Origin of the sequence: Lachnospira sp. CLA-JM-H23 (genome assembly GCF_040096425.1) — a bacterium.
Lineage (GTDB): Bacteria > Bacillota > Clostridia > Lachnospirales > Lachnospiraceae > Lachnospira > Lachnospira rogosae.
On the sequence record NZ_JBBMET010000012.1, the window covers coordinates 1 to 26,437 of the forward strand.

General features: G+C 37.6%; 21 protein-coding genes. 3 read left to right on the forward strand and 18 right to left on the reverse strand.

Going from position 1 to position 26,437, the window contains the following annotated elements; translation table 11 throughout:
* From WMO42_RS13230 to WMO42_RS13280, 11 genes are all read right to left on the reverse strand, one after another.
* The coding region (locus WMO42_RS13230; protein WP_349192514.1) for an isoprenylcysteine carboxyl methyltransferase at positions 1-386 on the reverse strand (386 nt) is incomplete at its 3' end.
* A gap of 104 nt (positions 387-490) precedes the next feature.
* Entirely contained in the window at positions 491-2,314 is a 1,824-nt protein-coding gene (locus WMO42_RS13235; protein ID WP_349192548.1) for a recombinase family protein, read from the reverse strand.
* A gap of 3 nt (positions 2,315-2,317) precedes the next feature.
* Positions 2,318-3,331 (reverse strand): virulence RhuM family protein, encoded by a 1,014-nt coding sequence (locus tag WMO42_RS13240; RefSeq protein ID WP_216574707.1) that lies wholly within the window; start codon positions 3,329-3,331, stop codon positions 2,318-2,320.
* A gap of 214 nt (positions 3,332-3,545) precedes the next feature.
* Positions 3,546-3,749 carry a hypothetical protein gene (locus tag WMO42_RS13245; protein ID WP_349192515.1) on the reverse strand — a complete coding sequence of 68 codons (204 nt, stop codon included), beginning with the start codon at positions 3,747-3,749 and terminating at the stop codon, positions 3,546-3,548.
* Between the two features lie 114 nt (positions 3,750-3,863).
* Positions 3,864-6,308, reverse strand: a complete 2,445-nt coding sequence (locus WMO42_RS13250) for an FtsX-like permease family protein (RefSeq protein ID WP_349192517.1) — start codon at positions 6,306-6,308, stop codon at positions 3,864-3,866.
* On the reverse strand, positions 6,305-6,979 hold the full coding sequence (locus tag WMO42_RS13255) for an ABC transporter ATP-binding protein (RefSeq protein WP_006426335.1): 675 nt from the start codon (positions 6,977-6,979) through the stop codon (positions 6,305-6,307). The genes WMO42_RS13250 and WMO42_RS13255 overlap by 4 nt, the downstream gene beginning before the upstream one ends.
* Positions 6,980-7,156: 177 nt before the next feature.
* A complete protein-coding gene (locus WMO42_RS13260; protein WP_349192518.1) occupies positions 7,157-8,422 on the reverse strand; it encodes a HAMP domain-containing sensor histidine kinase in 1,266 nt (421 codons plus the stop codon).
* Positions 8,398-9,087, reverse strand: coding sequence for a response regulator transcription factor (locus WMO42_RS13265; protein ID WP_008120506.1), 690 nt, complete (start codon positions 9,085-9,087; stop codon positions 8,398-8,400). The genes WMO42_RS13260 and WMO42_RS13265 overlap by 25 nt, the downstream gene beginning before the upstream one ends.
* Before the next feature lie 69 nt (positions 9,088-9,156).
* Positions 9,157-10,728 carry a 23S rRNA (uracil(1939)-C(5))-methyltransferase RlmD gene (rlmD, locus tag WMO42_RS13270; RefSeq protein WP_349192519.1) on the reverse strand — a complete coding sequence of 524 codons (1,572 nt, stop codon included), beginning with the start codon at positions 10,726-10,728 and terminating at the stop codon, positions 9,157-9,159.
* Positions 10,729-10,742: 14 nt separating this feature from the next.
* Positions 10,743-11,684: an HD domain-containing protein gene (locus WMO42_RS13275; protein ID WP_022501635.1), complete on the reverse strand. Its 942-nt coding sequence runs from the start codon at positions 11,682-11,684 to the stop codon at positions 10,743-10,745.
* Between the two features lie 101 nt (positions 11,685-11,785).
* The gene (locus tag WMO42_RS13280) at positions 11,786-13,015 is read right to left on the reverse strand and encodes a S1C family serine protease (protein ID WP_349192521.1); all 1,230 of its coding nucleotides are present in this window, start codon (positions 13,013-13,015) and stop codon (positions 11,786-11,788) included.
* A 278-nt stretch (positions 13,016-13,293) separates the two neighbouring features.
* On the opposite strand from WMO42_RS13280, the gene WMO42_RS13285 reads away from it, so the two are divergent.
* Genes WMO42_RS13285 through WMO42_RS13295 form a run of 3 tightly spaced genes read left to right on the forward strand, consistent with a single transcriptional unit; the run spans position 13,294 to position 17,834 of the window.
* Positions 13,294-15,669, forward strand: a complete 2,376-nt coding sequence (locus WMO42_RS13285; RefSeq protein ID WP_022501633.1) for an endonuclease MutS2 — start codon at positions 13,294-13,296, stop codon at positions 15,667-15,669.
* A gap of 27 nt (positions 15,670-15,696) precedes the next feature.
* On the forward strand, positions 15,697-16,398 hold the full coding sequence (locus WMO42_RS13290; protein ID WP_022501632.1) for a response regulator transcription factor: 702 nt from the start codon (positions 15,697-15,699) through the stop codon (positions 16,396-16,398).
* 17 nt (positions 16,399-16,415) lie between these two features.
* Positions 16,416-17,834 (forward strand): HAMP domain-containing sensor histidine kinase, encoded by a 1,419-nt coding sequence (locus WMO42_RS13295; RefSeq protein WP_349192523.1) that lies wholly within the window; start codon positions 16,416-16,418, stop codon positions 17,832-17,834.
* Between the two features lie 215 nt (positions 17,835-18,049).
* Here the strand turns inward: WMO42_RS13295 and WMO42_RS13300 are convergent, their stop codons facing one another.
* The 7 genes from WMO42_RS13300 to WMO42_RS13330 form a co-directional block, all read right to left on the reverse strand.
* Positions 18,050-19,783, reverse strand: a complete 1,734-nt coding sequence (locus WMO42_RS13300) for a methyl-accepting chemotaxis protein (RefSeq protein WP_022501630.1) — start codon at positions 19,781-19,783, stop codon at positions 18,050-18,052.
* Between the two features lie 181 nt (positions 19,784-19,964).
* Positions 19,965-22,433, reverse strand: coding sequence for a LuxR C-terminal-related transcriptional regulator (locus WMO42_RS13305; RefSeq protein WP_055307089.1), 2,469 nt, complete (start codon positions 22,431-22,433; stop codon positions 19,965-19,967).
* Between the two features lie 104 nt (positions 22,434-22,537).
* Positions 22,538-23,032 carry a tRNA (cytidine(34)-2'-O)-methyltransferase gene (locus tag WMO42_RS13310; RefSeq protein ID WP_055173869.1) on the reverse strand — a complete coding sequence of 165 codons (495 nt, stop codon included), beginning with the start codon at positions 23,030-23,032 and terminating at the stop codon, positions 22,538-22,540.
* Between the two features lie 22 nt (positions 23,033-23,054).
* Entirely contained in the window at positions 23,055-23,531 is a 477-nt protein-coding gene (locus WMO42_RS13315; protein WP_055307087.1) for a chemotaxis protein CheX, read from the reverse strand.
* A gap of 30 nt (positions 23,532-23,561) precedes the next feature.
* Positions 23,562-24,722: an aminotransferase class I/II-fold pyridoxal phosphate-dependent enzyme gene (locus WMO42_RS13320; RefSeq protein ID WP_116444151.1), complete on the reverse strand. Its 1,161-nt coding sequence runs from the start codon at positions 24,720-24,722 to the stop codon at positions 23,562-23,564.
* The gene (locus WMO42_RS13325; protein ID WP_055173863.1) at positions 24,719-25,201 is read right to left on the reverse strand and encodes an Lrp/AsnC family transcriptional regulator; all 483 of its coding nucleotides are present in this window, start codon (positions 25,199-25,201) and stop codon (positions 24,719-24,721) included. The genes WMO42_RS13320 and WMO42_RS13325 overlap by 4 nt, the downstream gene beginning before the upstream one ends.
* 23 nt (positions 25,202-25,224) lie before the next feature.
* Positions 25,225-26,196 (reverse strand): AIR synthase related protein, encoded by a 972-nt coding sequence (locus WMO42_RS13330; RefSeq protein ID WP_349192526.1) that lies wholly within the window; start codon positions 26,194-26,196, stop codon positions 25,225-25,227.
* Positions 26,197-26,437: the final 241 nt, after the last annotated feature.

Sequence of the window (26,437 nt, forward strand, 5' to 3'; positions counted from 1 at the left end):
AAAAATGCAGGATTTCTGCTAATAGAATAGATGCCCGTTGTTACCAAATTGGTCTTTTCTTCTTTTTGCACACCTGCCCTCCAATTCTCCTTCATCTGTGTAACAGAAACAATAAAAGCAAGTACACCGAACATTGTTATTACAATTCCTGTAAATTGCAACACAATATGTGCTGTTCCCGAACAAAACACAATACTGATAATCTGTATTACAGGAAGCAAATATGTGATTAATTTAAGAGCTACTTCTATAAATTTGACAAATCCCTCTTTTCCTTTTCCTAATTGGTCTGTCTTTATGCCTTGCTTTTTCTGACTAATCAGCTTTGCAAAATAGCAGATGTAAAACACTGCCACCAGTGAAAGTGTAACAATTTTTATTATCATCGTGTACCTCCAAACTCCGATTTATCAAACTCCTTTTATTTCTGCTGAATCATGTTAAAATGCTTCAATGCCTCCACAATTGTGCTCTCTTTATCTTATGGACACTATGGTTGCCTGCTGTCTTCATTTTTAGGTAAATTAGGACTTAGAACAAGTTCCAAGTCTGTCGCGGCAGTCGTCGAATTGCCCTGCAAACAGTCCATTCTCCTCGTTGCAACGCGCAAATTAATGTAATCATCCGGCTTTTGTTTTAGTTGGGACAAAAGAACAACCGTCTCATCTGTACTTTCGTTGTCCCATTCCACCCCCAATACATTTCTGCCATTCATATATATCGGAAATTTAAACCGGAGACCTTTTAATATTCTGCCGTCCTTTTGCTCTTCCTCATAGATAAATACATCAGACAGGAAGCTCTTAAAAAATGTCTTCTTTTCCAGATCTGTAAATTTATCATACAGCTTATCAAAGAATAAAAGGAACTGGTAAACATTATCTTCTGAGATTTTGTCCTGCCTGATATTATATAGTCTTGTTTCGACTTCTTCCATGGCATTCTCAATATCAGTGATTTCATCATATAGCTTGTCCAGACGTTCCTGCATGTCATTATATTTTTTGTCATAATTCTTATCGGATACAGATAAATGATCCATCTGGTCAGCAAGCCTGTTTTTTGCCCCGGTTGTCTGGCTCAGTCTATCTTTTAATCCATCATATTCCCGATCAAGCTCCGAAGTATCAATGCTGCTTCCTATCTGCTTACAGATTTCCTTCTCAAACTTTGGGTTCTTTACAAATTTGCGTATAATTTCCTCAACTGCCGCATTAATCCTATCCTCATTCCACTGTCTTTTGTAAGTACAGCGGTGTCCGTCCACAAGCTTCCTGTGTTTGCAGGCATAATAAAAATAATCCTTATAATAACCTCCATCCGGATGCTTCTTGCGGTTTACATTGCCATACATACCGCTTCCGCAGACAGGGCATTTTATAATTCCGGATAAAATATGCTCATGTTCAAGGCTGTGCGTTTTTACCTGTAAAACACCTGTCTCCTGACGCTTTCTGTGTGCCTGATTCCACATTTCTTCTGATATGATTGCCTCATGGATTCCATCATTTAACATGTATTCCTTTTGTTTTACGATATGATATTCATTCCTTGTTCCCGGAATCTTCTCATTTTTTCTTCTGCCAAATGCAAGTTTGCCACAATATATCGGATTGTCCAGTACACCTTTGACGAATGATGTAGAGAAACCTTCGATTGTGTTATTCTGGCGAAGCTTTTTCTTATAACCACTGTTATTTAAAAATGCAGATATCGAAGCCATTCCCATCGTTGTATTGACGAATTTATCATATATAATACGGATAATCTCTGCTTCATCCTCTGCAATGATAAGCTCACCATTTACCAGCTGATAGCCATATGGTGCAAATCCGCCGTTCCATCTGCCTTCTCTCGCTTTCTGTCTGCGGCCTTCCATTGTCTGGACAAGGATATTCTCACGCTCTATCTCTGCTACCGCAGATAACACAGATATCATCAGTTTCCCGGCATCCTTGGAGCTGTCAATTCCATCCTCTACACAGATAAGATTAACCCCATAATCCTGCATTTTCTGCAATGATGATAAAACATCTGCGGCATTTCTTCCAAATCGTGACAGCTTAAATACCAGCACATAATCAACATTGTCTTTGCCGTTTTCTATATCCGATAACATCTGTTTAAACTGTGGTCTGCTTTCCACACTCTTACCCGATTTACCCTCATCCGAATATTCCCCGACGATAGACATTTCCTGATAATCTGCATATTTCTTAAGCTTGTCCTTTTGTGCATCAAGACTGTAACCATCTACCTGCATGGAAGTGGAAACTCTTGTATATATGTAACATTTCTGCTGTTTTTTCATCAGATGTTATCTCCTTTTTACTTCCTTGGAAACCTCTTTAATGCTTTCAAGATATGCTTTTTCGACTGGTGTTAAAGTAATCTCCTGATATTTTCTGTATTCTGACTTTGCTTTCTCCAATGCCTGTTTATGACTTACAGAACCGGAACCAGTTAAAAGCTTTCTGTTTCCTGATGACAACACACTATCCAGCTGCTTTACATAATCATCCATATACATAGGTTTATGTTCAATTGCATTAATTTCTGCCAAATCAAAATAACCAGATACAAGATTGTTTAATACTTTAAGTTCATTTTCTTCAAGATAATTCTTTGCAATTCCTATATCCTTTAATGCTGGTAATTCACCTGAAAATGAAGTAAGTCCCATAAATGGCTTTTCTGCATCTGCCCGCTGATATATAACCTCTGCCGCAGTATGACCATGTGCTGCATAGTGAAGTTTATTCTGAACAATTTTAAAGAATCTAACAGACTCTTCGCTATGAGGATTGTAATCTACACTCGTAGCATACAAATCAAGAACCTGACGATACAAGACCTTTTCTGAAGATCTGATATCCCTGATTCTATCCAGTAACTCTTTCCAGTAATTTCCTCCACCATTTCCCTTCAAACGCTCGTCATCTATCGTAAATCCCTTAATCATATATTCTTTTAACCGCTTTGTTGCCCACTGCCTGAATCTTGTTGCAATCACTGATTTAATACGGTATCCAAGAGAGATAATCATATCAAGATTATAATGAGGAATCTGCCTTGTCACCTCACGATTTCCTTCTTTTCGAACCTGTCGGAAATTCCGACAGGTTGAAATTTCGTCCAATTCACCCTCCTCATAAATATGCTTAATATGTTCTACTACATTTGTTCGAGAAGTTTGGAATAACTCTGACATCTGCTGTTGTGTCAGCCACACTGTATCATCTTCTATTTTAACTTCTATATTTGTCTGCCCATCATCAGTCTGATATATAAGTATTTCCCCATATTCATCAGTTCCAATTTTATCTGCCATAAGCACCTCCCCAATCCATTACTTCTTAGTTATGAAATGTGAACGCATTCGTTCACTATTGTCCCAACTAAATCTTATCATCATTCCAACCTCTGTTCAACCAAAACTTTTCCCATCATACAGTGCAAAATAAAAGAGACTCCACTCGCCATGAATGAAGCCTCCTGATATATGTATACATCCTGCAGCATATTATCTGCAGGATGCCGGCTGCCTACGCAGCCTTTTTGTCCAGAAGCTGTTTTACTCCACCTAAGTAATAACAGAATCTGTCAAATTGTTTCTGCCTGCTTTCTTTCTCGTCATCAATTGAATCCTTGATCATCATGCACATCTCTACTTCTTCTTTTATCTCCGGTGCGTATTTAATAATCATGTCTGCAAGAAAGCTGCAGCAGCGTTCAAAATCCTTGTTCATCGCCAAGCCTCCTTAAAATAATTGCTAAAATACAGTTTAGATTTATCATACATACAAAATGGAAGTTATCTATTTCTCCTCTTCGTTAAGACCTAGTTCATTACATATTACTTGCTATCCCTGATACCTTATTCTTTCTACCAGCGTTTCCTTTTTCAGATTACTGCTTAAAACGCAGGAAAGTACAATCTGCAACAGACCGACCAAAAAAATCATAATAAAAATTGGTACATTTGGAACATGATAGATATTCATTCCAAATATTCCATTATGTTTTGCATAAGAAAAAAGTGCATAGCCGAGCGGCAGACCAATGATCAAAGCTACGCATATGGTGCCAACCGTAAAAATCATTCCCTGTAACTGCAGGCATAAATTTAATTGTTTATTTGTCATACCCACAGCCTGTAATACACCATATTCCTGCTTTTTTGTCGTAATATTCATGATCATGGTGTTTGCCATATTCATAAAACCGATGAGTCCTACAACCGCCATAAACAGATAACAGCCAAGCTTCATCATGCGAGCTGCTAATTCTGCAGATTGTAACTGTGCATGATAGGTATCCATTTTTATATGCGAAGCATTAGAAATCAAAGTATTCAGACTCTGTTCCACAGAGGCCACATCTTTTTTATCACAGTCAACCCACAGATAGCCATAGGCTGTTCCTCTCAGATTCATGGAACGGTATACACCTTCCGGAATGACAAGATAAGTGTCCGCACTTACAAAGGATCCTGCAATCTTTCCCTGATAGGTATAGGTTCCACTTCCATTCTCAAAGTCAAATGCAATAGATTCTCCCGGAGCATATCCATCTTGTTCCATCCACGTCGACCAACCAAAGAAAATATCACCATTCTTTACCGCCTGTTCATAGTCCATAGAGCCAATATCCCCGTCCTGGCGCATAAAATCAAAATCCTTTTTACTCACAACAGCACCCGGAAATCTCGTTCCGTTCAGATTTACAGAGACAATCTCTCTCGTCATGACATCTGTCACTCCCGGAATGCTTTTGATTTCTTCAATCATTGAATCATTCAATGGATTGTCCGTCAGAATCGTATCCAGATTATTCTCCGGATATCTTTCATCATACTCAGCAGAATAGTCAAGCTGCAGTTCGAATTGTCCATGATTAACGGAAAGACGTGCTTCATGCTCCGTGTCAATATTTCCTACATAATTAGAGATAATCACAAACAATGTGCAAGAAAGCCCCATTGTGAGGATGGTACCAATGGTTCTTTTTGGATTACCCATCACATTTGCCATTGCCATAGAAAACACAGTGACATTTTTTCTGCCAATTCGCTTTCCCTTTTTTTGTGTTTCTGCATTTTCTAAATACCGTGTTGCTTCGATAGGTGAAATCCGTGAAACAATTTTCATTGGTTTACGCAGTGCCAAAGCAACGGTAAGAAATGATACGAAAATACATAGAAGCATAACAGGCAGGGAAAACAATGGCACCTGCTGATTTTGGACTCCCATAGAGCCAGTTCCAGTTGATACAAAGTTCCCCTGTTCTACCAGCCAGTTAAAACCGCATTTTGCAATCAGAAAGCCAAAAAGCAATCCAACTGGTATTGAAAAAATTGTCAAAAAAATGCCCTCTCTGAAGATCAGTTGTTTCATCTGCTTTTTTGTCGCTCCCAGAGCCTTGATTTTTCCATACTCCTGTATCTTGTTGGCAATACCGACCTGAAAAATATTATAAATGACCACAACAGAGAAAAGTACAATTGCAAGAATCAGAATTCCACATACCGCAATCATTTCATAACTCGGCTGCAAGACCCATTGCAAATAGAGATCATTGACTATAACGTTTTTTTCTTCGATCCCACAAGCTGCTGCAATCTGCTTTATAACCGAATCAATATTATTCATAGATACATTTGCAGAATCGTTTAACGTAAAATAGATATTATACTGTCTGTCATTCTCTGCGACGTGCTCATCATAAAACTCCTGTGACCCGAAAGCAACATAAGATGCCTCGATGGTATACTCATCACGATCATATAAGATTCCGCTGACAACAAATTCTTCCGGCTTATATTCTGACTGCATCCCTGCGCGGTAATCCAGTGTAACCGTATCTCCGACCTTTACATCATCATATCCCATTGCACGAAAAAATGCTCTTCCTGCGGCAATTTCCTGCATTTTTTCCGGATACTTTCCTTCCTTCAACTCATATTCTTTATTATAAGGAAGCATTTTTCTTGCAGTCTCATCCATGCAGACAAACCCGCCGTTTTCATTGCCTTTTATGATGCCTTCTGTACACATAATTCCTATTGCATCTATTTCTGCACGACGGCTTACTTCCTTTAACTGCGAGGCATCTGCTGCGACAAACAGACCATAATTGCTTCCATATGAGCCTGCCGCCTGACTTTTCTGCAAACGTATCATTCCATTTCCCACAGTACTGATAATCACAAGCAGCATCGTGGTCAGACATATGGACATCATAATCAGTATACTTCTTGTCCTGTTCTTTTTGTCATTGCTATATGCAATCCTGCTTATTGTCTTCATCTGAAATCCACCACCTGTCCGTCCTCAATCACCAGAATACGGTCAGCGACCTGTGCAATTTCGTCATCATGAGTAATCATTACAATTGTCTGTCCATATTTTTTTGCTGTCATCTTAAGCAGGGCGATCACCTCATCACTGGTCTTGGAATCAAGATTTCCTGTCGGCTCATCTGCAAATATAATTTCCGGACGATTCACCAGTGCTCTTGCAATTGCTACTCTCTGCTGCTGTCCTCCTGATAACTGATTTGGCAGATTGTAAATCCGGTTTTCAATCCCCAGAGTTGCAATAATATCATTTACATACGCTTCATCCACTTTTCTTCCATCCAGCCCCAGTGGCAGTACAATATTTTCCCAGACATTAACAGATGAAACCAGATTAAATGCCTGAAAAACAAATCCGATTTTTCTTCTGCGGAAAACAGCAAGGGCATCTTCCTTCATCCTGTATAAATCTTTCCCTGCTAAAGTAACACTGCCTTTTGTCGGGGTGTCTAGCCCTCCAAGCATATGAAGTAATGTACTTTTACCGGAACCTGACTTTCCAACAATTGCGACAAATTCTCCCTGCTCAATCTGAATGTCCACCTGATTGACCGCTTTGACCTGATTCTCACCTGCGCCATAAAACTTACAAAGCTGCTTGGTTTCTAATATCACACTCATGTGTTGCCTCCTTTTTCATTCTGTAAAGCGTACCTTTTCAGCACGCTTTCTTTGGTTGTTTATATATTTGGTCATTTTTCATCCTACATCCAAATTGTATCAGGGCAATCTTTCATTTCACTTTCAAAAAACGAGCAGAAATCTTACAAAATTGTAAGATTTCTGCTCACTTAAAATTTAACCAACATATGGTAATTGAATCACAAACGTGCTTCCTTTTTTCTTTTTGCCGGAGGTTACCGTGATTGTACCTCCGTGTTTTTCGATAATTTCTCTCGATAGAAAAAGTCCGATTCCTGTACCACTCTTTTCCATGACCTCCTTGGAACTTCCTCTGTAAAATCGTTGAAAAATTTTGTGATACTCATTCTGCGGAACACCGATTCCCTGATCCTCAATTTCCATTCTTACAAGATCGTTTCTTTTTTGTAACCGGATAAATATTTTTGAACCACACGGACTGTACTTGACCGCATTATCTAAAACGTTGATCACAGCTTCACCAAGCCACCTTTTATCCTGCATAATCGTGCATGTTTCCAGCTCTTTTTCATAGTCAAAAACGAATTCAATTTCTTTCTCATCCGCTTTAGGATAAGTGCGGTTCACGGCAGATATGACAGTATCCATAAGCGGAAGTTTTTTCTTATTAATCTGAATCAGTCCAGTTTCCATCTTGGATATTTCAAGAAGCGACTGCAATAATGTCTCCAGTCCATCCAGAGCACTCCGACAACGAATACGAAACTCCTCCTGTTCTGTGGCACTTAAGTCATTCTGCATCAGCACACTAAAACATGTATCCAAAGCTGCAACCGGTGTCTTTAACTGGTGAGAAATATCAGAAACCATTTCTTTCGTGTTCTCCTTTTCTGCCCTTGCTTCTTCCTTTATCAACTGAATATGATGTCCGATTGCTTCAAGCTGGTCATTCAATTTTTCCAGTTCTGCATGATCTTCCGTTTTCTGTAAATCATCAAATTTATTTTCACGGAATCTGATCAGAATTTCTTCCAACTGGTCTAAAATTTTCTGATGACACGCATCTTCTTTTTTCTTCCAATAAAGTAAAAAAGTCAAAAGAAGCACGCATATCATAGTACTTACAGCACCGGTCACCATAACCTGATGCCGGAATTGCGAATAAAATGCATTCCCTTTATTCCCCCAGTATCCGTATTGCTCCAATAATCGCCTTCCCTGTTCGTTCGTTTCAATATCCTTATCCTTAAGCAATTCCGAAACAGCATCCAGCCCGGAAAATTCTTCCTTTGCAGCAATCTCTGTCATAAGATTCATTTTATATTTATAATCTTCATAAAACACATATGTGGTAAAGCAATTTAATATTGCAAACAATAATATGACAGGTAATACCAAGGAGAGCACTACTGTAATCTTCTTGCGATATCTCTTTGTCACTGCCTTACCTCCTGATTCCATATATACCCAAGACCTCTGATATTCTTTATATAGACCGGTGCAGCCGGATTGTCTTCGATTTTCTCACGGAGTCTTCTGATATTGACAGCGATTGTATTTTCATCCACAAAATCCCCTTCAAGATCAAACACATTTTCCAATATTTGTGTTTTTGAAAGAATCTGTTTCGGATTCTGAAGAAAAAAAGTCAGCATTTTCAACTCCGTTTTTGTCAGACTGATTTCACGACTCTTTATCAGGACTTTCATTTCTCCTGCGATAAATACGATATCTCCCGAAATCATCTTTCCGGCTTCCGTTTTCTCCTGTCTGCGGCGGAAATGTGCTTCTATTTTCAAAAGAAGTACCGAAAGACTAAACGGCTTTGTAATATAATCATCTGCCCCTGCTTCATATCCCATGACCTGATCCATCTCCTGATCTAGTGCTGTAAGACAGATAATGTATGTATTATAATTGCATCTCATCCACCTTACAAATTCCAGTCCATTCCCATCCGGAAGATTCACATCACAAATGGTAACATCCACATTATTATCACTTGCAATTCTTTTCGCTTTTTTCACTGATTCTGCTGAAAAAACCTCATATCCGGATTTTTTCAGTGAGAATGTAATTCCACGATTCAAATTTTCATCATCTTCAACCACAAGTATACCTGGCATAGCATATGCACCTCTCTTTATTAACTATTCATCTTAAAATGCTTCAATGCCTCCACAATTGCACTCTCTTTATCTTCTGGACACTGCGGTTGCCTTAGTCTCTGCAGATGTTATATCCACATCATCAAGTTCAATCGTGACATCAATGTAATCATCCGGCTTTTGTTTTTGTTGGAACAAAAGAACAACCGTCTCCACATGGACCGTATTAGCAAACTGGTCAACCGGCTGTACTTTCACAATCTTATATCCACGCTCCGATAACACCTTTAAATCCCTTGCAAGTGTTGCCGAATCGCAGCTTACATACACAACTCTCTGTGGTGACATTGTAACAATAGTATCCAGAAGCTTCTCATCACAGCCTTTTCTTGGTGGGTCTACCACTATAACATCTGGTCTTGTCATATTGTGACCAGTACCATCATCTGCTTTCCTGCTTTCATAAAATGCTGTGACTACTTCTTCTGCCTTTCCTACAAAGAACTCTGCATTATCTATTCCGTTAAGCCCCGCGTTATTCTTCGCATCTTCAATCGCCTGTGGAACTATCTCTACACCGTATACCATTCCTGCATTTTTTGCCAAAAATAACGAGATTGTTCCTATTCCACAATACAGATCCCACACTGCCTCATTGCCTGTAAGATTAGCAAATTCCAATGCTTTGTTATAAAGCACTTCTGTCTGTTTAGGATTAACCTGAAAGAATGAAAGCGGTGATATCTGGAATTTTATATCTCCAATGTAATCTTCTATATAAGGTCTTCCATAAAGAGTTACACATTCCCTGCCAAGTATTACATTAGTATCCTCTTTATTAATATTGACAACCAGCGAAGCTATATTTAACTTTCTTCCACTGTTATTACTTGTATTATTATCACTACCTGATGAAATATTATCACTTGCTGAACTGCCACTATTAAGCCGCTCAATCACTCTTACAAGTCCATCTGCCGCCTCTTTTCTTAACATTTTCTTAGTAACAAGACAGACCATAATCTCATCAGTATGAAATCCTGTTCTTATAAGTATATGTCTTAAAGTTCCCTTATGGATATTCTCGTTATAGGCTCTTACCCTGTAATCTTTCATCCACTGCTTGACGGCTGTTAATATTACAGAGTTATCCTCATCACCTAAAAGGCAGTCATCACAAGGAATTATTGAATGTGTATGACCTGCGTAAAATCCCATAATAATATTACCGTCTTTATCCTCACCTACAGGATACTGTGCTTTGTTGCGGTATCTGAATGGCGTGTCCATACCAAGAATGTCACACATTTCATAATCTACGCCTTCTGTAAGTCCACCTATTCTCTGTAAATTATCACTGACAAGCTTCTGTTTGTACTTAAGCTGTGCAGCGTAACTCATAGCCTGTAACTGACAGCCGCCACACTGCCTTGCTATATTACATTCCGGTGTAACCCTGTCCTTTGACGGTGTTATGATATTCATAAGTCTGGCATATCCGTAATTCTTCTTTGCCTTCATAATCTTAACTTCTACTACATCACCTATGACTGTATCTTTTACAAATAATGTATAGCCGTCTATCTTGCCTATTCCTTCTCCTGTTACTCCTATATCCTCTATTGTAACCTGTACAATATCATTCTTACTATATGCCATAACTGTTCCTCACATTAACAACTTGTTCTTCTTATGTTGGATTCAAGCCATCTGTTAAATCCAAGCCAGTCATTAGTGTCTTTGGCTTCAAGACATTCCCTTAAAGTTTCAAGCTTTGCATCCATATTATCTGCCATAGAAAGTGCTATTGCTTCTGCTATTGCCGGCTTCTTAGGTGAACCATATTCTAACTCACCGTGATGTGATAATATACAATGGCCAACCTCATTAGCTAATATCTCTGGAAAATCTGGTATATGTCTGATTTTTTCAATAACCATTTCGTAGCCAATCACTATATGTCCTATAAAATTTCCCTCATCTGTGTAGTCATTTCTTGGAAATTCACTCAATTCCCTTACCTTGCCTACATCGTGAAGCATTGCACAGCTTATAAGCAGATCCCTGTTAAGAAAATCGTAATTCTCACTCATCTTTGCACATAATCTTGTAACACTTAGGCTGTGTTCAAGCAGTCCACCCATAAATCCGTGATGTACTGTCTTGGCTGCTGACGTATTCTTGAACTTTTTAATAAATGCTTCATCTTCAACGAAAAATGCTTCCAAAAGCTGCTTTATGTATGGATTATCTACACTTCTTACGAATCCTAATAATTCCTCATACATCTGCTCTATATCATATCTTGAAGATGGAATATAATCTGTTGGTGTGTACTCATCCTCTGCTGCCACACGAATTCTTTCTATTTTAAACTGTAATGCACCATTATAACTTGTAACCTGTCCATTAACAAATACATAATCATTAACTTCAAAATCGCATATTCCACCTGAATTAACGTCCCATATCTTTGAATCTATCTGTCCTGTCTTATCTATAAGTATAACATTCTCGTATTCTTTTCCAGCCTTAGTAAGTGCTGATGACTTGGATTTACACAGATATACCTCTGAAATTCTGTCTCCGTCTTTAAATGTTTCTATATAACGCATACTCTTCCTCCATTCAATCAGATTTCTCTCTGATTTCAATTAATCTTATTATATTCTTATCTCAACTATTTAATTCTACTCTGTACTGTCAAGTAGCTGCTTTATCTGTATTCCACATTGACATCATAAGATACTTCAAAATACCCTGATTTACCAAGCCTTTTTACAAGGACATTAACGCTCTGTCCTGACTGGCATCTGTACAGCTTCTCATTCAGCTTCTGCATAGTAAGACATTCCTCGCCATTTACCTCTACAATTACATCTCCTGTCTGAAGTCCTGCCTGATATGCCGGCGACTCCTGCTCAACTGCAAGTATATATATTCCTGTTGTAAGACTGTATTTATCTGCCAATTCATTATCTACATTCTCTGCTTTAATACCAAAATACATAATCTCCTGACGGTTTATCATATTCTCAATAGTACCTTTAAGATCTGATATTCCCATAAACTTAAGCTTGACATCTTTATTACTGTGTACAGATATTCCTACAACATTGCCGTCCGAATTAAATAAAAATGCGTAATCTTCATCTTTGGCTGTAAGATTAGTTTCAAATATGTCTACATTATTATCTATAAGGCTGTACGAGCTGATATTGGTTATAGTTCCATAATCTACTGCCCCATTCGCTCCATATATATTGCCTGCGGCAATTACAAGCTCACCCTTGTTAAGTATATATGAATTGCTAAGAACTGATACCTCTATGCTTGTCCTGTCGTCCTCACTCATCTGTTCAGCATCAACACTTATTATACTTATACCTGTATTACTGTCTGAGCACACATATACTGCCTTATATTCATTATCATTAACCTTAACACTTATATCCGCAGTATTATCAGTATATTTCTTTGATGTAAGTATAATATATCTTGAATTCACATAGGCAACAATAAGTCCTGCCGTAGATGTTACATTTTCCCTGTTCTCAATATAATTCTCATAATTAAGCCCTTCCGTGCTTTCCTGAATTATGACAACTGACTTCTGCACATCATCTACCTTCGTTCTTAACGACTGCATTAATGTATCATAATCCTTCTTAATCTGTGGCTGTCCTTCTTCATCCTCAACAACAACAGGCTCCGGATATTCATCTCTTGTGAATTCAATCCTGTCCTGTTCTGCTTTCTTCTTATCAAACTTCGCCTTTACTGACGGCACAATAAGCTTGTCAGCCGCTATATATACCACTCCTGCTATTATTATCAATATAAGTATCTTAATTGTTCTTATAAGATTCTTATATTTAACCTTAGGACTTAATACAATCTTTTCCGTATATAAATCGTATTTCTGCTCCGTATCTTTATGTTCCATATTATCCCTCATTCTTATTCATTAACAGATGCTTACACATCTGATATGTTAAATCACAAGTACATTTTTCTTCTGACTATCCGGTTATTACGCAATATAAATAAAGTATACACTATGTTTATGAACAAACTATGACATAGATGTTAAAAAGTCGGCTCTTTCTTAAATTTAGCCTATGGTTTTAATCTGTTTTAGTATATAATAAGAGAGGATTGTCAGCTTTTATCACTAATAGCAGACATATAATAATTATTATTTGAAATGACAGGAGTATTACATTGAATAATAAATCATTATCAACACTTGAATATAATAAAATAATATCTCGTCTTGTATCTTTTGCCTGTTCTGACGGTGCAAAGCAGATACTTCATAAGCTTGAGCCTATGACTGACATAGACAAAATCAATACAGCACTTGATTATACTAATGATGCACTTACACGTGTATACCAGAAGGGAAGCGTGGATTTCTCAAGGATAAAAGATATCAGGGGAAGCATTGCAAGACTTAAAGTTGGAAGCTCTCTTAATGCACTTGAGCTTCTTAACATATCTATGTTATTAGAATGTGCTGCCCACATAAAGGGATACTATGAACAGCGTGCTGATTCAATACAACCTTTAATAGATATGCTTGACCCTGTTACACTTCTTAATAACGCAATTAAGAAATGTATTATATCAGAAGATGAAATCAGTGATGATGCAAGTGCGAACCTCCGCAGTATAAGACGTCAGAAAAATATAGCTGCTGACCGCATACACACTGAACTTAATAAAATATTAAATTCACCATCTACAAGAACTTATCTTCAGGATTATGTGATAACAACAAGACAGGGACGTTTCTGTCTGCCTGTTAAAGCTGAATACAAATCACTTATGCCTGGTATGGTTCATGACCAGTCATCGACAGGTTCTACTGTATTTATTGAGCCTGCCGCAGTTGTCAAGCTTAACAATGATATAAGAGAGCTTGAACTTAAGGAACAGGCTGAGATTGAAGTTATTCTTGCAGATTTAAGTGCTAAAGCCGCAGAATATACCGATTCACTGCTTTCAGACTATGAGATACTTACCAATCTTGACTGCATATTCGCCAAAGCACTTTTATCAAGGCATTTTAATTGCAGCCGCCCTGTTATGAATAACAAAGGTATAGTAAATATTAAAAAAGGACGACATCCTCTTATTGAGCCGCATACTGTCGTGCCTATAGACATTTATCTCGGTACAGATTTTAACCTTCTTATCATAACAGGACCTAATACCGGTGGTAAGACCGTATCCTTAAAGACTGTCGGACTTCTTACTCTTATGGCTCAGGCCGGACTTAATATTCCAGCACTGGAACATTCCGACATAGCTGTATTTGACAATATATTTGCTGATATCGGCGATGAACAGAGTATTGAACAGAGCCTTAGTACATTCAGCTCACATATGACTAATACTGTCGATATTCTTAAAAAAGCTGATAGCAACAGTCTCATTTTATTCGATGAGATTGGTGCTGGTACTGACCCTACAGAAGGTGCAGCCCTTGCAATTGCTATACTTGACAGCCTTCACAGACGTAATATTACAACAATGGCGACAACACATTACAGCGAGATTAAAATGTATGCACTCACAACCGATGGCGTTGAAAATGCCTGCTGTGAATTTGATGTACAATCACTCCGCCCTACTTATAGGCTTCTTATCGGAGTTCCTGGAAAGAGTAATGCATTTGCCATTTCCAAAAAGCTTGGACTTTCTGACAATATAATTAATGATGCTTCACGCCGTCTTGACTCTGAGGATATCAAATTTGAAGACCTTGTAACTGATCTTGAGCAAAGCCGTGTTACAATTGAGCGTGAGCGTGAGGAATTAAATGAGTACAAAGCACAGATTGCCCAGTTAAAGTCTGAACTGACCAAAAAGACTGAACGTCTTGATGAACGCACTGACAATATTATAAGAAAAGCTAACGAAGAAGCTGCACGCATACTTAAAGATGCGAAAGAGTATGCTGATAAGACAATTAATGCTATGAACAAGCATGGTATGACTGTAAAAGAGCTTGAGAAACACCGCAGTGCTATCCGTGAGAAAATGAATAAGCGACAGGAAAAGTTAAAGATTGAACCTGCCAACAACATAAGCGAGCATAAGGCTCACGATATATCTGAATTCAAGGTTGGTATGCACGTTAAGGTTCTTACAATGAACGTCATAGGTACTGTATCCCAGATTCATAAGAACAAAAACCAGGTTACTGTACTTGTAGGAAGCTTAAGCACTAAAATGGATATTAAAAATCTTGCCATACTTAAAGGCTATAAGGATCCTGCTGAAACAAGTTCTAAGCCTAAGGGTGCTGGTGGCTCAGGTAAAATCAAGATGTCAAAATCATCTTCTGTATCTTCTGAGATTAATCTTCTTGGATACACTGTTGATGAAGCTATTGCCGTTCTTGACAAATATCTTGATGATGCCTATATTGCCAGAATTCCACAGGTACGAATTGTTCACGGCAAGGGAACAGGTGCTCTACGCTCTGGTATAACTTCTTATCTGCACGGGGTTCCTTATATTAAAGAATTCCGCCTTGGACAGATTGGCGAGGGTGCAGAAGGTGTTACAATTGTAACATTTAAAGATTAACTATAAATATTGTATATGGAGGCACATATGGTTGCTAAACAACGAATTTTAATCGTAGATGATGATGAGAATATAGCTGAACTCATCTCACTCTATCTTACAAAAGAATGTTTTGAAACTAAGATTGTATATGACGGCGAAAGTGCACTTGATAACCTTTCTACATTCAAGCCTAACCTCATTCTGTTAGACCTTATGCTTCCTGGTATTGACGGATATCAGGTATGCCGTGAAATAAGGAAGAATAATAATACGCCAATAATTATGCTTTCAGCTAAGGGCGAAACATTTGACAAGGTATTAGGTCTGGAGCTTGGTGCTGATGATTATATTATCAAGCCATTTGAAACAAAAGAACTTGTCGCACGCGTTAAAGCTGTATTAAGACGTTATCATCTTCCACAAACTACCGTTGCACCATCAGAAAATGCAAGATGTGTAACGTATCCTGACTTAATTGTCAATCTTGACAATTACTCAGTTACTTATGATAAAAAGGCTGTAGAAATGCCGCCTAAAGAACTTGAACTTTTATACTTCCTTGCATCTGCACCTAATCAGGTGTTCACACGAGAACAGCTTCTTGACAATATCTGGGGCTATGATTACATTGGCGATACCCGTACTGTCGATGTGCACATCAAACGAATTCGTGAAAAGATTAAAGACCACGATAAATGGTCGATTGAAACCGTATGGGGAATTGGCTACAAATTTGTGACTAAATAAGCAGGAACGGACTCAATATGAAATATAATATGCTTACCAAACAGATAACTCTATATATAATAATTGCTGTTGTAGGATTTATAGCTGTAACAACAATATGTTTCAGGCACGATTATAATAAAGTATATGACTATTATTCTGAAGTGCTTTACCAGCAGGCTAACGAAATTGCCGGCACATTTGCAAAAGATACCTTCACGCCAGAATATCTTTCAGGCATAGAAGCTGACCTTAAAATAGTATCTGAACTCAACCACACAAGAATTATGTTCGTAAGCCCATTCGGTGATGTTATGTTAGATACTGGATTTTCTGGAACAGCAGATTCTAATGGTTATCTATATGAACTTAAGGATTTTGATTATGGCAGACTTAAAGGTGCACACACACAGACAGGTGATTTCTATGGTGTATTTGACGAAACTGTTGTAAGTGCATATTTTCCTATTGCCAGCAATTTCACAATGAAAGGCTATGTTGTCATCAATATGCCTGAAACTGTCATAACTGACAGGGTATATGATACATTTAACACCAACTATCTTACACTGGTGATTGCTATGCTGCTTTCACTTTCTATGCTGGTGCTATATTTCATACATATTCACAAGCCTATCAATGAGCTTACCAAGGCTACTGAAGAATATGGAAAAGGTAATCTTTCCTACCGCATTAAGATACACCACAATGATGAAATCGGACGTCTGGCGGCTTCTCTAGATTATATGGCAAAAGAACTTAACGAAATGGACCGGTTCCAGCAGAAGTTCTTATCCAATATTTCGCACGACTTCCGTTCGCCTCTTACTTCAATAAAAGGCTACCTTGAAGCCATTGAGGACGGAACAGTACCACCGGAGATGATTAATAAATACATTAATATTGTATTATTTGAAACCGAACGACTTACCAAGCTTACAAGCAATATACTTACGCTTAATGAACTTGACCCTAAGACTGTCCGCCTTGAGATTACAACATTTGATATTAACTCAGTAATAAAGCATACAATAGAAACTCTTGAGGGTTCGTGTAAAAAGAAAGGCATTAAGTTCAGCCTGACATTCTCTGGCACAGCACTTAATGTCAAAGCTGACAAAGGTAAAATACAACAGGTTATATACAACCTTGTAGATAATGCAATCAAATTCAGCCACGATAACTCCTTTATATATGTAACTGTCAAAGAAAAAGGTGATAAAGCCCAGATATCCATTAAAGATACTGGAAGCGGAATTGCCAAGAAAGATATTGATAAAATATGGGATAGATTTTATAAATCAGATGCCTCAAGAGGCCGTGACAAGAAAGGGTCTGGACTTGGACTATCCATAACTAAAGAAATAATTCAGGCACACGAAGAGCATATAGATGTAATCAGTACGCCGGATGTGGGGACGGAGTTTATATTTACGCTGCCAATTGCGAAGGGGTGATGTTAATAACGGACGATTGGCTGCAATCAACATAAGCATAAGAAGACGATGGGGAGCCGCCGGTCCTTAGTCGGCAGCCTTAGCTGGCGACTTAGTACCGCTGCGAGCGACACTCAATGCAAATGTGTCTTCGTTGCTTATGTTGATTGCAGCCAATCGTCCGTTGTTATCAATTACAGCCACCAATCAAGCATTAATATATAATTTTAGTCCTATTATCTGCTAACCGGTCTATAAAGCTTAAAGTTATTAATAAGCTTATCCAGCTCCCTGGCTCTCTGTTCAAGCTGTTCACTGATTGCTGAGCTTTCCTGTGAAGAAGCTGCTGTGTTCTGTGTAACACCTGATATCTGCTCGATACCCTGTTCAATCTGTGATAATATTTCTGCCTGATTTCTTGCTGACTCATTAGTTTCCTTAGCTACATCAGCAAACTTCTGCATTTCATTAATTGTTCCTTCAAATGCCTGTGCAACAGAGGCGGTTATCTCGTTACCCTTATTAATCTCTTCTATAGTCTTAACAATAAGTTCTCTTGTATTAACAGCTGACTTCTGGCTGTCTGTTGCAAGCTTTCCAATCTGCTCTGCAACCACTGCGAAACCACGTCCTGCATCACCAGCTCTGGCAGCTTCAATTGAAGCATTAAGTGCAAGAAGACTTGTCTGTGAAGCGATATCCTCGATAGTTGAAGTAATTGCTTCGATTTTATTAGATATTTCGATAATATTAGCCATTTCTTCTGTAAGGCTGTCCATCTTCTTACGTTCTTCTTCTGCATTTTCTGCTACCGCTAATACATTATCATATGCAGTCTGTGTCTGATCTGCACTCTTTTTAGCTAATGCCGCTACTGTTTCAACTGTAGCTGTGAGTTCTTCAACAGCACTTGCCTGGTCTGTTGTTCCCTTAGCAAGATCACCTGCTGCCTTTGAAAGATCCTCGGCACCAATATCAACCTGCTCTGATGTCTTGGCAATATTAGTTAATGTTATATTAAAATTCTTTAAAATGTATACAAATGATTCTTTGATGCTTACAAAATCTCCAAGGAAATCTGTAATTTCATCTGAATCCTTAGTTAAATCACCACTTGCAATTTCTCTTAAAACTGTTGATATTTCATCCACATATGCGTGGAGATTTAACATTGTTCCCTTAAGTGTCTTTGCCATAGCTCCGAATTCATCTTCTGATTCGTATGTTATAAGATTAGCTGCTGACATATCTCCATGATACATCTGCTCTGCCGCTTCAACAATCTGCTTGGCTGGTGTTGTAAGAACTTCTGTTATAGTTCTTGTAAAGAATGTTGAAATAAATAATAACGCAACAACAAGTATAATACCTGCTATTGTAAGTCCATTACCAAGACGCACTGACTGAGTATAATACACTGCTCCGTTCTGGTATACTAATGTCTCTATATCATTTGCTAATGACTTGATTTCGTTAACTATAGGAAGATATGTATTATAATTAAGTGCATAAGCTTCATCAATCTTTCCGCTCTTTAAAAGCTGCATAACCTGAGGTCTTACTTTCTCGCCCTCGTTAATCTTAGCCTGCATTTCTGAAAGCTTTGCTCTCGTAGCTTCTGTCTTGAAATGCTTATCCATATCATCAACTCCTGAAACGACAAGATTGACATCTTCTTCTACTGTCTTTTCAAAATTTGCATATCTATCTGCCATATTATCAGAACCTTCAGCTAAAAGTCTGTTAATGGCTCTCTGTAAATCAGTAAGACCATATTTAACATTAGCTATATCATTAACATTGTTCATTGGTCCCTGATATATTCCCTTTACATTATTAGCAACCGCTAATATACCACTTATAAGAATTACACCTATAATACATGCTATAAGAGCTACAACTCCAAGAGTAGCCTTTAACTTACGATTAATCGTATAATGCTTTAATCTTTCTTTGTACTTATTTACCATTAATTTTCCTTTCCTATTTACTCAATTTTAAACTAACTTTTGTAGTATACATATATAGAAAATGATTTTCTATTATGGTAAACCATACTTTTTATTATATGATATACTGGTTTTTGCTCCATAATCTGTTATTTTATAAGCCTGTCCGCAAGCATTAAATTACATATTATTCTATAACATATTATTTCTGTAACATCATAATTGCTGATGTTCTATTATTAACTCCAAGCTTTCTATATACGCTTGTAAGATTTTTCTCAACTGTCACTAATGCGATGTGCATCTGCTCACTAATCTCTGAATTCTTATAACCAGCCTTAACATATTCCATAAGCTCTTTTTCTCTCTTGGTAAGCTTATATGGATTGTCGTCTTTAACTGCATTAAAGCTTTCTATTCCAGCCTTGTATTTAGCGATATATGGCTTTAATGACTCAAGGAATCCGTCTGTATACACATTTTCTATAACAGGTTCTAATTCAACACCATTCTCAATAAATGGCATTATCACGTTATCGTCATATGAAAGTTCAACTGCCCACTTAATATACCTTTCAGCTTCTGTTGTATTACCCATATTATACTGTGCTATTGCCCTGTATACGCAGCCTGTTATAAATGGATATATATGTGATGTATTCTCATATGGAACCATCATCTGCTGTCCTATCATATCAAGCATTGCCCAGTCTTTCTTATAACACATAAGCTTTCCATATGTCATACAGCCGCTTCGTATGTTCCTTATCTGCTTACTACAGTTCTCAAGTCTGAAATTCTGTAACCAGTCTGACATTTTCTCCTGCTGTCCAAGGCACGCATATACATAGCCCTGCACAAGCTCAGCATCTATAATAAGAAGGGGATATGTTATATCCCTGGTCAACTCATTAAGCTTTTCAATGCCTTCATAGAATTCCTCTTTCTTACCATAATATATAAGACATTTTAATATCATATAGTAGCAGCTTATAATTATACACGTCTGGTTTCTTAAAATGTTCTGTAATAACACCTGCTTTGCTAGCCTGTAGGCTGTATCAATATCACCTGTAATCATTGCATATTCTGCATCAAAGAATTCATCCCATCCCACTCTGCTTCCCTGTGTTATTCTCATATATGCTTTAGCATATTCTTTTTCCTGCTCTATTATCTCCTTGAGCCTGCCTGACTTATTGTAATACAATGTCGTCATACACGTTGTTCCATAAGTAAGAAGTGAATTGCCAAATATAACCGATGTTCTCTCACCAAAATATTCTCTGACTTTTATTAAGGACTGATTCATCTTTTCAAGATTATTAAATTGAAGAATTGATAATATAATCATCATCTCGCCCATAAGGAACTTATTATCTTTCCATATTGGATGATTATTAATATCATTAATTATCTCTTCATATAATGGCATTACATTATGCACATTTTCCTTAGTTGACATATAATAAAGATAATTAAGCATTACAGTCGGATATTTTTCCCACATAACTTCTTCTATATTCTCTCTTACGCTCTGGAATATTCCCGGTGCTCTCTCAATAAGACGTCTTCCATTCTTTCCTGCATATAAAGCTGCAATTCTGTCCCAGTTCTTTGCCTTAGTATAATAAGCTACTGCCTTTATATAAGACTTTCGCTTTTCAGATACTTCTGCCGCCCTGTTATAAAGCATAGAAATTTCTATGTCCGATTTATTCAATTCCATACCAGACACATTTCTTAATAATGTGTGCATAGCAAATGAATGTGTTGTCACATCATAATCAAGAAATCCAAATTGCTCTACACTTTCAAGCAGGTCATTCTCTGTAACATCAAGCTGTGTGACATACTCTGCACCTTCAATATCAAACCAGTCAAAAAGTGACATTTTCATAAAGAATTCCTGCATATCTGCTGACAACTTATCAAATATAGTTGTCTTTAACAGATGATTGACAGAAAGAAAACCACCCATTCTGCCAAGCTTCTTATATTCATATAAAGACAGATAAACAGCACTAATCCAGCCATCTGTATGCTCATATAACAAATCTGCTTCTTCAGCTGTAAGATTTATTTCATTCTCTTTAAATATTACTTTTTCTTCGTCTTTAGTAAGCTTTAAATCCTGCTGTGTGATAAGCACACTTTGTCCTTTTAGAAACATTGCTTCATATGGTATATTGTATGGGAGTATTCTTGATATAAGCACTATATGAATATTGTCTATATTATCTACAACTTCCATTATAAGGTTGTCTAATGTGACACTTGCACATTCCTGATAATCATCTACTATAAGATATACTGTATCATTGACATATTGCCTTAATATTTTAACTATATAAGACAATTCCTGCTTAGACTGTGGAAGCTGTGTATCCGACAGTTTTCCTTTTAACTCTTCACTATATTCACCCAACTTCTGGCATAATCTTTTCCACACCCAGTTGTCGTCTTTTTCTTTACTCTGCATAGGGAACCACATTTTATTATAATATGGCCTGTCATTAAAATAATGCCTTACAAGTGTGGACTTTCCATATCCCGATGGTGCTACCACCATTATAAGCTGTTTATCTATGAATTTATCCAGAGAGCTTTCTAACCTCTCTCTTATATATTCTTTCGCATAAAAATTAACGATATTGCTGTTGTTTCTCATACGTTTCGCAACTCCTGTATCCAATACACCTTACTCATCTGATATTTCTGTATATTACAAAGGATAAGGATACATAAAATGTACCCTCATCCCATTACAATTAATTACTTCCAGTGAAGCTTATGCAATTCTCCTGACAAGCTCATACTCTCAAATCCGTGCTGTCTTAATGCCTCGTAAGCAACTATTGCTACTGAATTAGAAAGATTAAGTGAACGTATATCTCCAATCATTGGAATTCTTATACATGTATCTTCGTGGTCTACAAGTATCTCCTCTGGTATTCCCGCACTTTCCTTTCCGAACATAATATAGCAGTCGTCTTCGTACTTCACATCAGCATATGTGTGATGTGCCTTAGTAGTTGCCATATATATCTTAGCGCCCGGATTACGGTTAAGAAAATCTTCATAATCATTATATACTGTCACATCAAGCTTATCCCAGTAATCAAGCCCTGCTCTTTTAAGCATTTTCTCATTAAGGCTGAAACCCAGCGGCTCAATTAAATGTAATCTTGCACCTGCTGCTACACAGGTTCTTCCTATATTGCCAGTATTAGCAGGCATCTCTGGCTCATGTAATACTATATTTAACATAATTATCTTTCCTTATAATTCTTTACTGTTCTGCTATTACAGCTATATTAAGTTCAAGTGCCACTTCGTCACCTGAATGGATAGGCACACATATATTCTGTGTATATGACTGTGTAATAGTCATATCTCCGTGACATACGCTTGGTGGTGTAATATCTATAACATATCCCTTTGTTGAGAATATTGTTGCAGCATTACCCATAATCATATTACCAAGCTCACTTATTGCACTTATAGACATATCATCAAGTGCAGTTACCGGCATACCCATCATCATCTTAGATGCCACGTCCAATGCCTTATTAAACTCAAATGCCATAATAACCTGACCCTTTAACTCACCTGTTATACCTATCATAACTGCAACCGACTTATTCTCGAATTCTGTTGTCTTGACATAAGGCTTTCCTATCTTCATCTCTGTCTGACATATTTCCTGCATTATCTTAGTCGCTGACATTAAAAATGGATTGATAAAATCTGCGTTCATTCCTGCCATAATTCTTCCTCCATTGTAGTTAATATGTACTTATAACTTTTCTATAAAGTTCTTTATTCTCTTAATTCCTTCTTTAAGGTTCTCAATTGAATAAGCGTACGATATTCTTACAAAGCCCTCACCGCTATTGCCAAATGCTGTTCCAGGAACAACTGCAAGCTTCTGGTCTTCTAGAAGTCTGCTAGCAAATTCATCTGATGTCATACCAAACTTCTTGATAGATGGAAATATATAGAATGCCCCAAATGGCTCAAAACAGTCTATTCCCATACTCTTAAGCTCATGAAGAAGAAACCTTCTTCTCTGGTCGTAGGCTGTAACCATCTTCTCTACCTCTGTATCACAATTCCTTAATGCCTCAACAGCGGCAAACTGGCTGTTAGTTGGTGCACACATAATCGCATACTGATGAAGCTTAATCATCTGCTTTATAATCTCAGCAGGTCCACAGGCATAACCTAATCTCCAGCCTGTCATAGCAAATGCTTTGGAGAAACCATTTATCATAATAGTTCTTTCTTTCATACCAGGAAGGCTTGCTATTGAGCAGTGCTTGTTATCTCCATATGTAAGCTCTGAATATATCTCATCTGATATAACATACAAATCCTTCTCTATAATAACAGGCACTAACTCCATAAGTTCTTCTCTTGTCATGATAGCACCTGTCGGATTGTTAGGAAATGGCATTATAAGAATCTTAGTCTTATCTGTAATATGCTCCAGCAGTTCTTCTTTAGTAAGCTTAAACTGATTCTCCTCTTTAAGATTAATAAATACAGGCACGGCATCTGCCATAACTGCACAAGGAAGATATGACACATAACTTGGCTGTGGTATAAGCACCTCATCACCTGGGTCAACCATACATCTTAACGCTACGTCTATAGCCTCGCTTCCACCCACAGTTACAAGCACCTGCTTCATTGGGTCATACTGTGTATCATATTTTCTTGCAACATATCTGCTTATTTCTTGTCTTAATTCCTTAAGTCCTGCATTAGAAGTATAAAATGTTCTTCCCTTCTCTAATGCGTATATGCCTTCTTCCCTTACATTCCAAGGTGTATCAAAATCAGGTTCACCAACGCCAAGTGATATTGCATCTGGAATTTCACTTACAACGTCAAAGAACTTTCTTATACCTGAAGGCTCTATATCTACTATTTTCTTAGATAAAGCATCTCTCATGGTGTTACTAACATCCTTTCATCCTTGTCTTCTTCGTCAATTACAGTTCCATAATCTTTGTATTTCTTTAATACAAAATGTGTTGATGTGCTGAGCACTGAATCCAGTGGTGCAAGCTTAGCCGCCACAAACTGTGCAACAGACTTCATAGTCTTTCCTTCAATTATAACTGTAAAATCAAAGCCACCAGACATAAGGTAAACTGATGTAACTTCATCGTATTTGTAAATTGTCTCGGCAATGCTGTCAAAACCAAGTCCTCTCTGAGGTGTAACCTTTACCTCAATAAGTGCTGTAACCTTCTCATCGCCTGTCTTATCCCAATTGATAAGGGTATTATAACCACAGATAATATGTTCCTTTTCCATATCCGCTATCTCATTCGCGACCTCTTCCTGCGCGACTCCAAGCATAACGGACATATCGTGAATGTCAATTCTACCATTATTCTCTAACAAGTTAAGGATTTTCTCTCTCATATCATTATACCCTTTCAATTAAATTATTGTGCTGTCTTTATACAGCGGAATATCTCATCCTGATTAGGTAATGTAAGAAATCTTTCTTCATCTTTATTGTGAAGAATTCTCTGATTGCCCTTCACAATTCTTCCTATAACTGCGGCTGGGATATTATTGCTGTTAAGTATATTAATAATATCACAATCATTATCCGCTGTCATTAATAAACAACCTAAAGATTGCAGTTCATACGGATTAACATTGAATAATTCGCATATCTCTATAATCTCCTGTCTTACAGGTATGCTTCTTATGTCAACATCAAGTCCGACATTGCCATATTCACACATATCCCACAACGCACCAAATATTCCTCCCTCTGATACATCGTGCATATAACAATTAATTCCATTGTCCCTTAAAAGCTGTACCATTCCGCCTATATACATATCTGTATCTTCGCCAACAGCCTTACTTACCCAGTCTTTACTGTATCTTTCGTATACCGCCTGCTCATCAGTTTCAACTAACTGCTTTACTCCACTTATTCCTATGCAGCCAGCGGCAATTATATGCTGTCCTGCCTCAATAACATTTCTATTGTCTTCCCTTAAGCCCTGCACTGTAACAGTTACTACCGGCTCACTGACCGAAGCACTGACTGTTGTATGCCCTCCGGCTATTGGCACTTCTGTAACTGCCGCCTGTCTTGTAAGTCCTGCGATTACTTCCCTTATACGGATTTCCCTTGCCTGCTCTGGCATAACTATGCAGTCACTTGCCGCTATGGGTGTGCCGCCAGCGGCATATATATTATTAACGGCTTTAATAAGAGGCATATATCCACAGGCTGTCGCACTTAACAGTGTCTTATCCACGCCATGCTCTCTAATATCCACCTCAGACACATCCTGTCCAATATCCATACGTGTAACCTTCTGGCCTCTTACAGTGTTAAGAGGCTTTAATACAGACCTTGAAAGAATTGTATCTGATACCTTGCCTAATTTCATATAATTCCTCGTTTCTATGTTTTTCACATATTACAATCAATTACAAGCTTGAACTTGCATATATTACATTTTCAATCTATACTTAATCTTAAATAAATGCTGACACAGCCATAGGAAGTACCATAGCAAGTACAAGGATTACTATTATAACTGCAGCAAATATTCTTTTAGTTTTGCTCTTTTTTAAATTAATCATAATTACCTCCTTAAACATAGCAGCACATTAAACAATACATTTTAA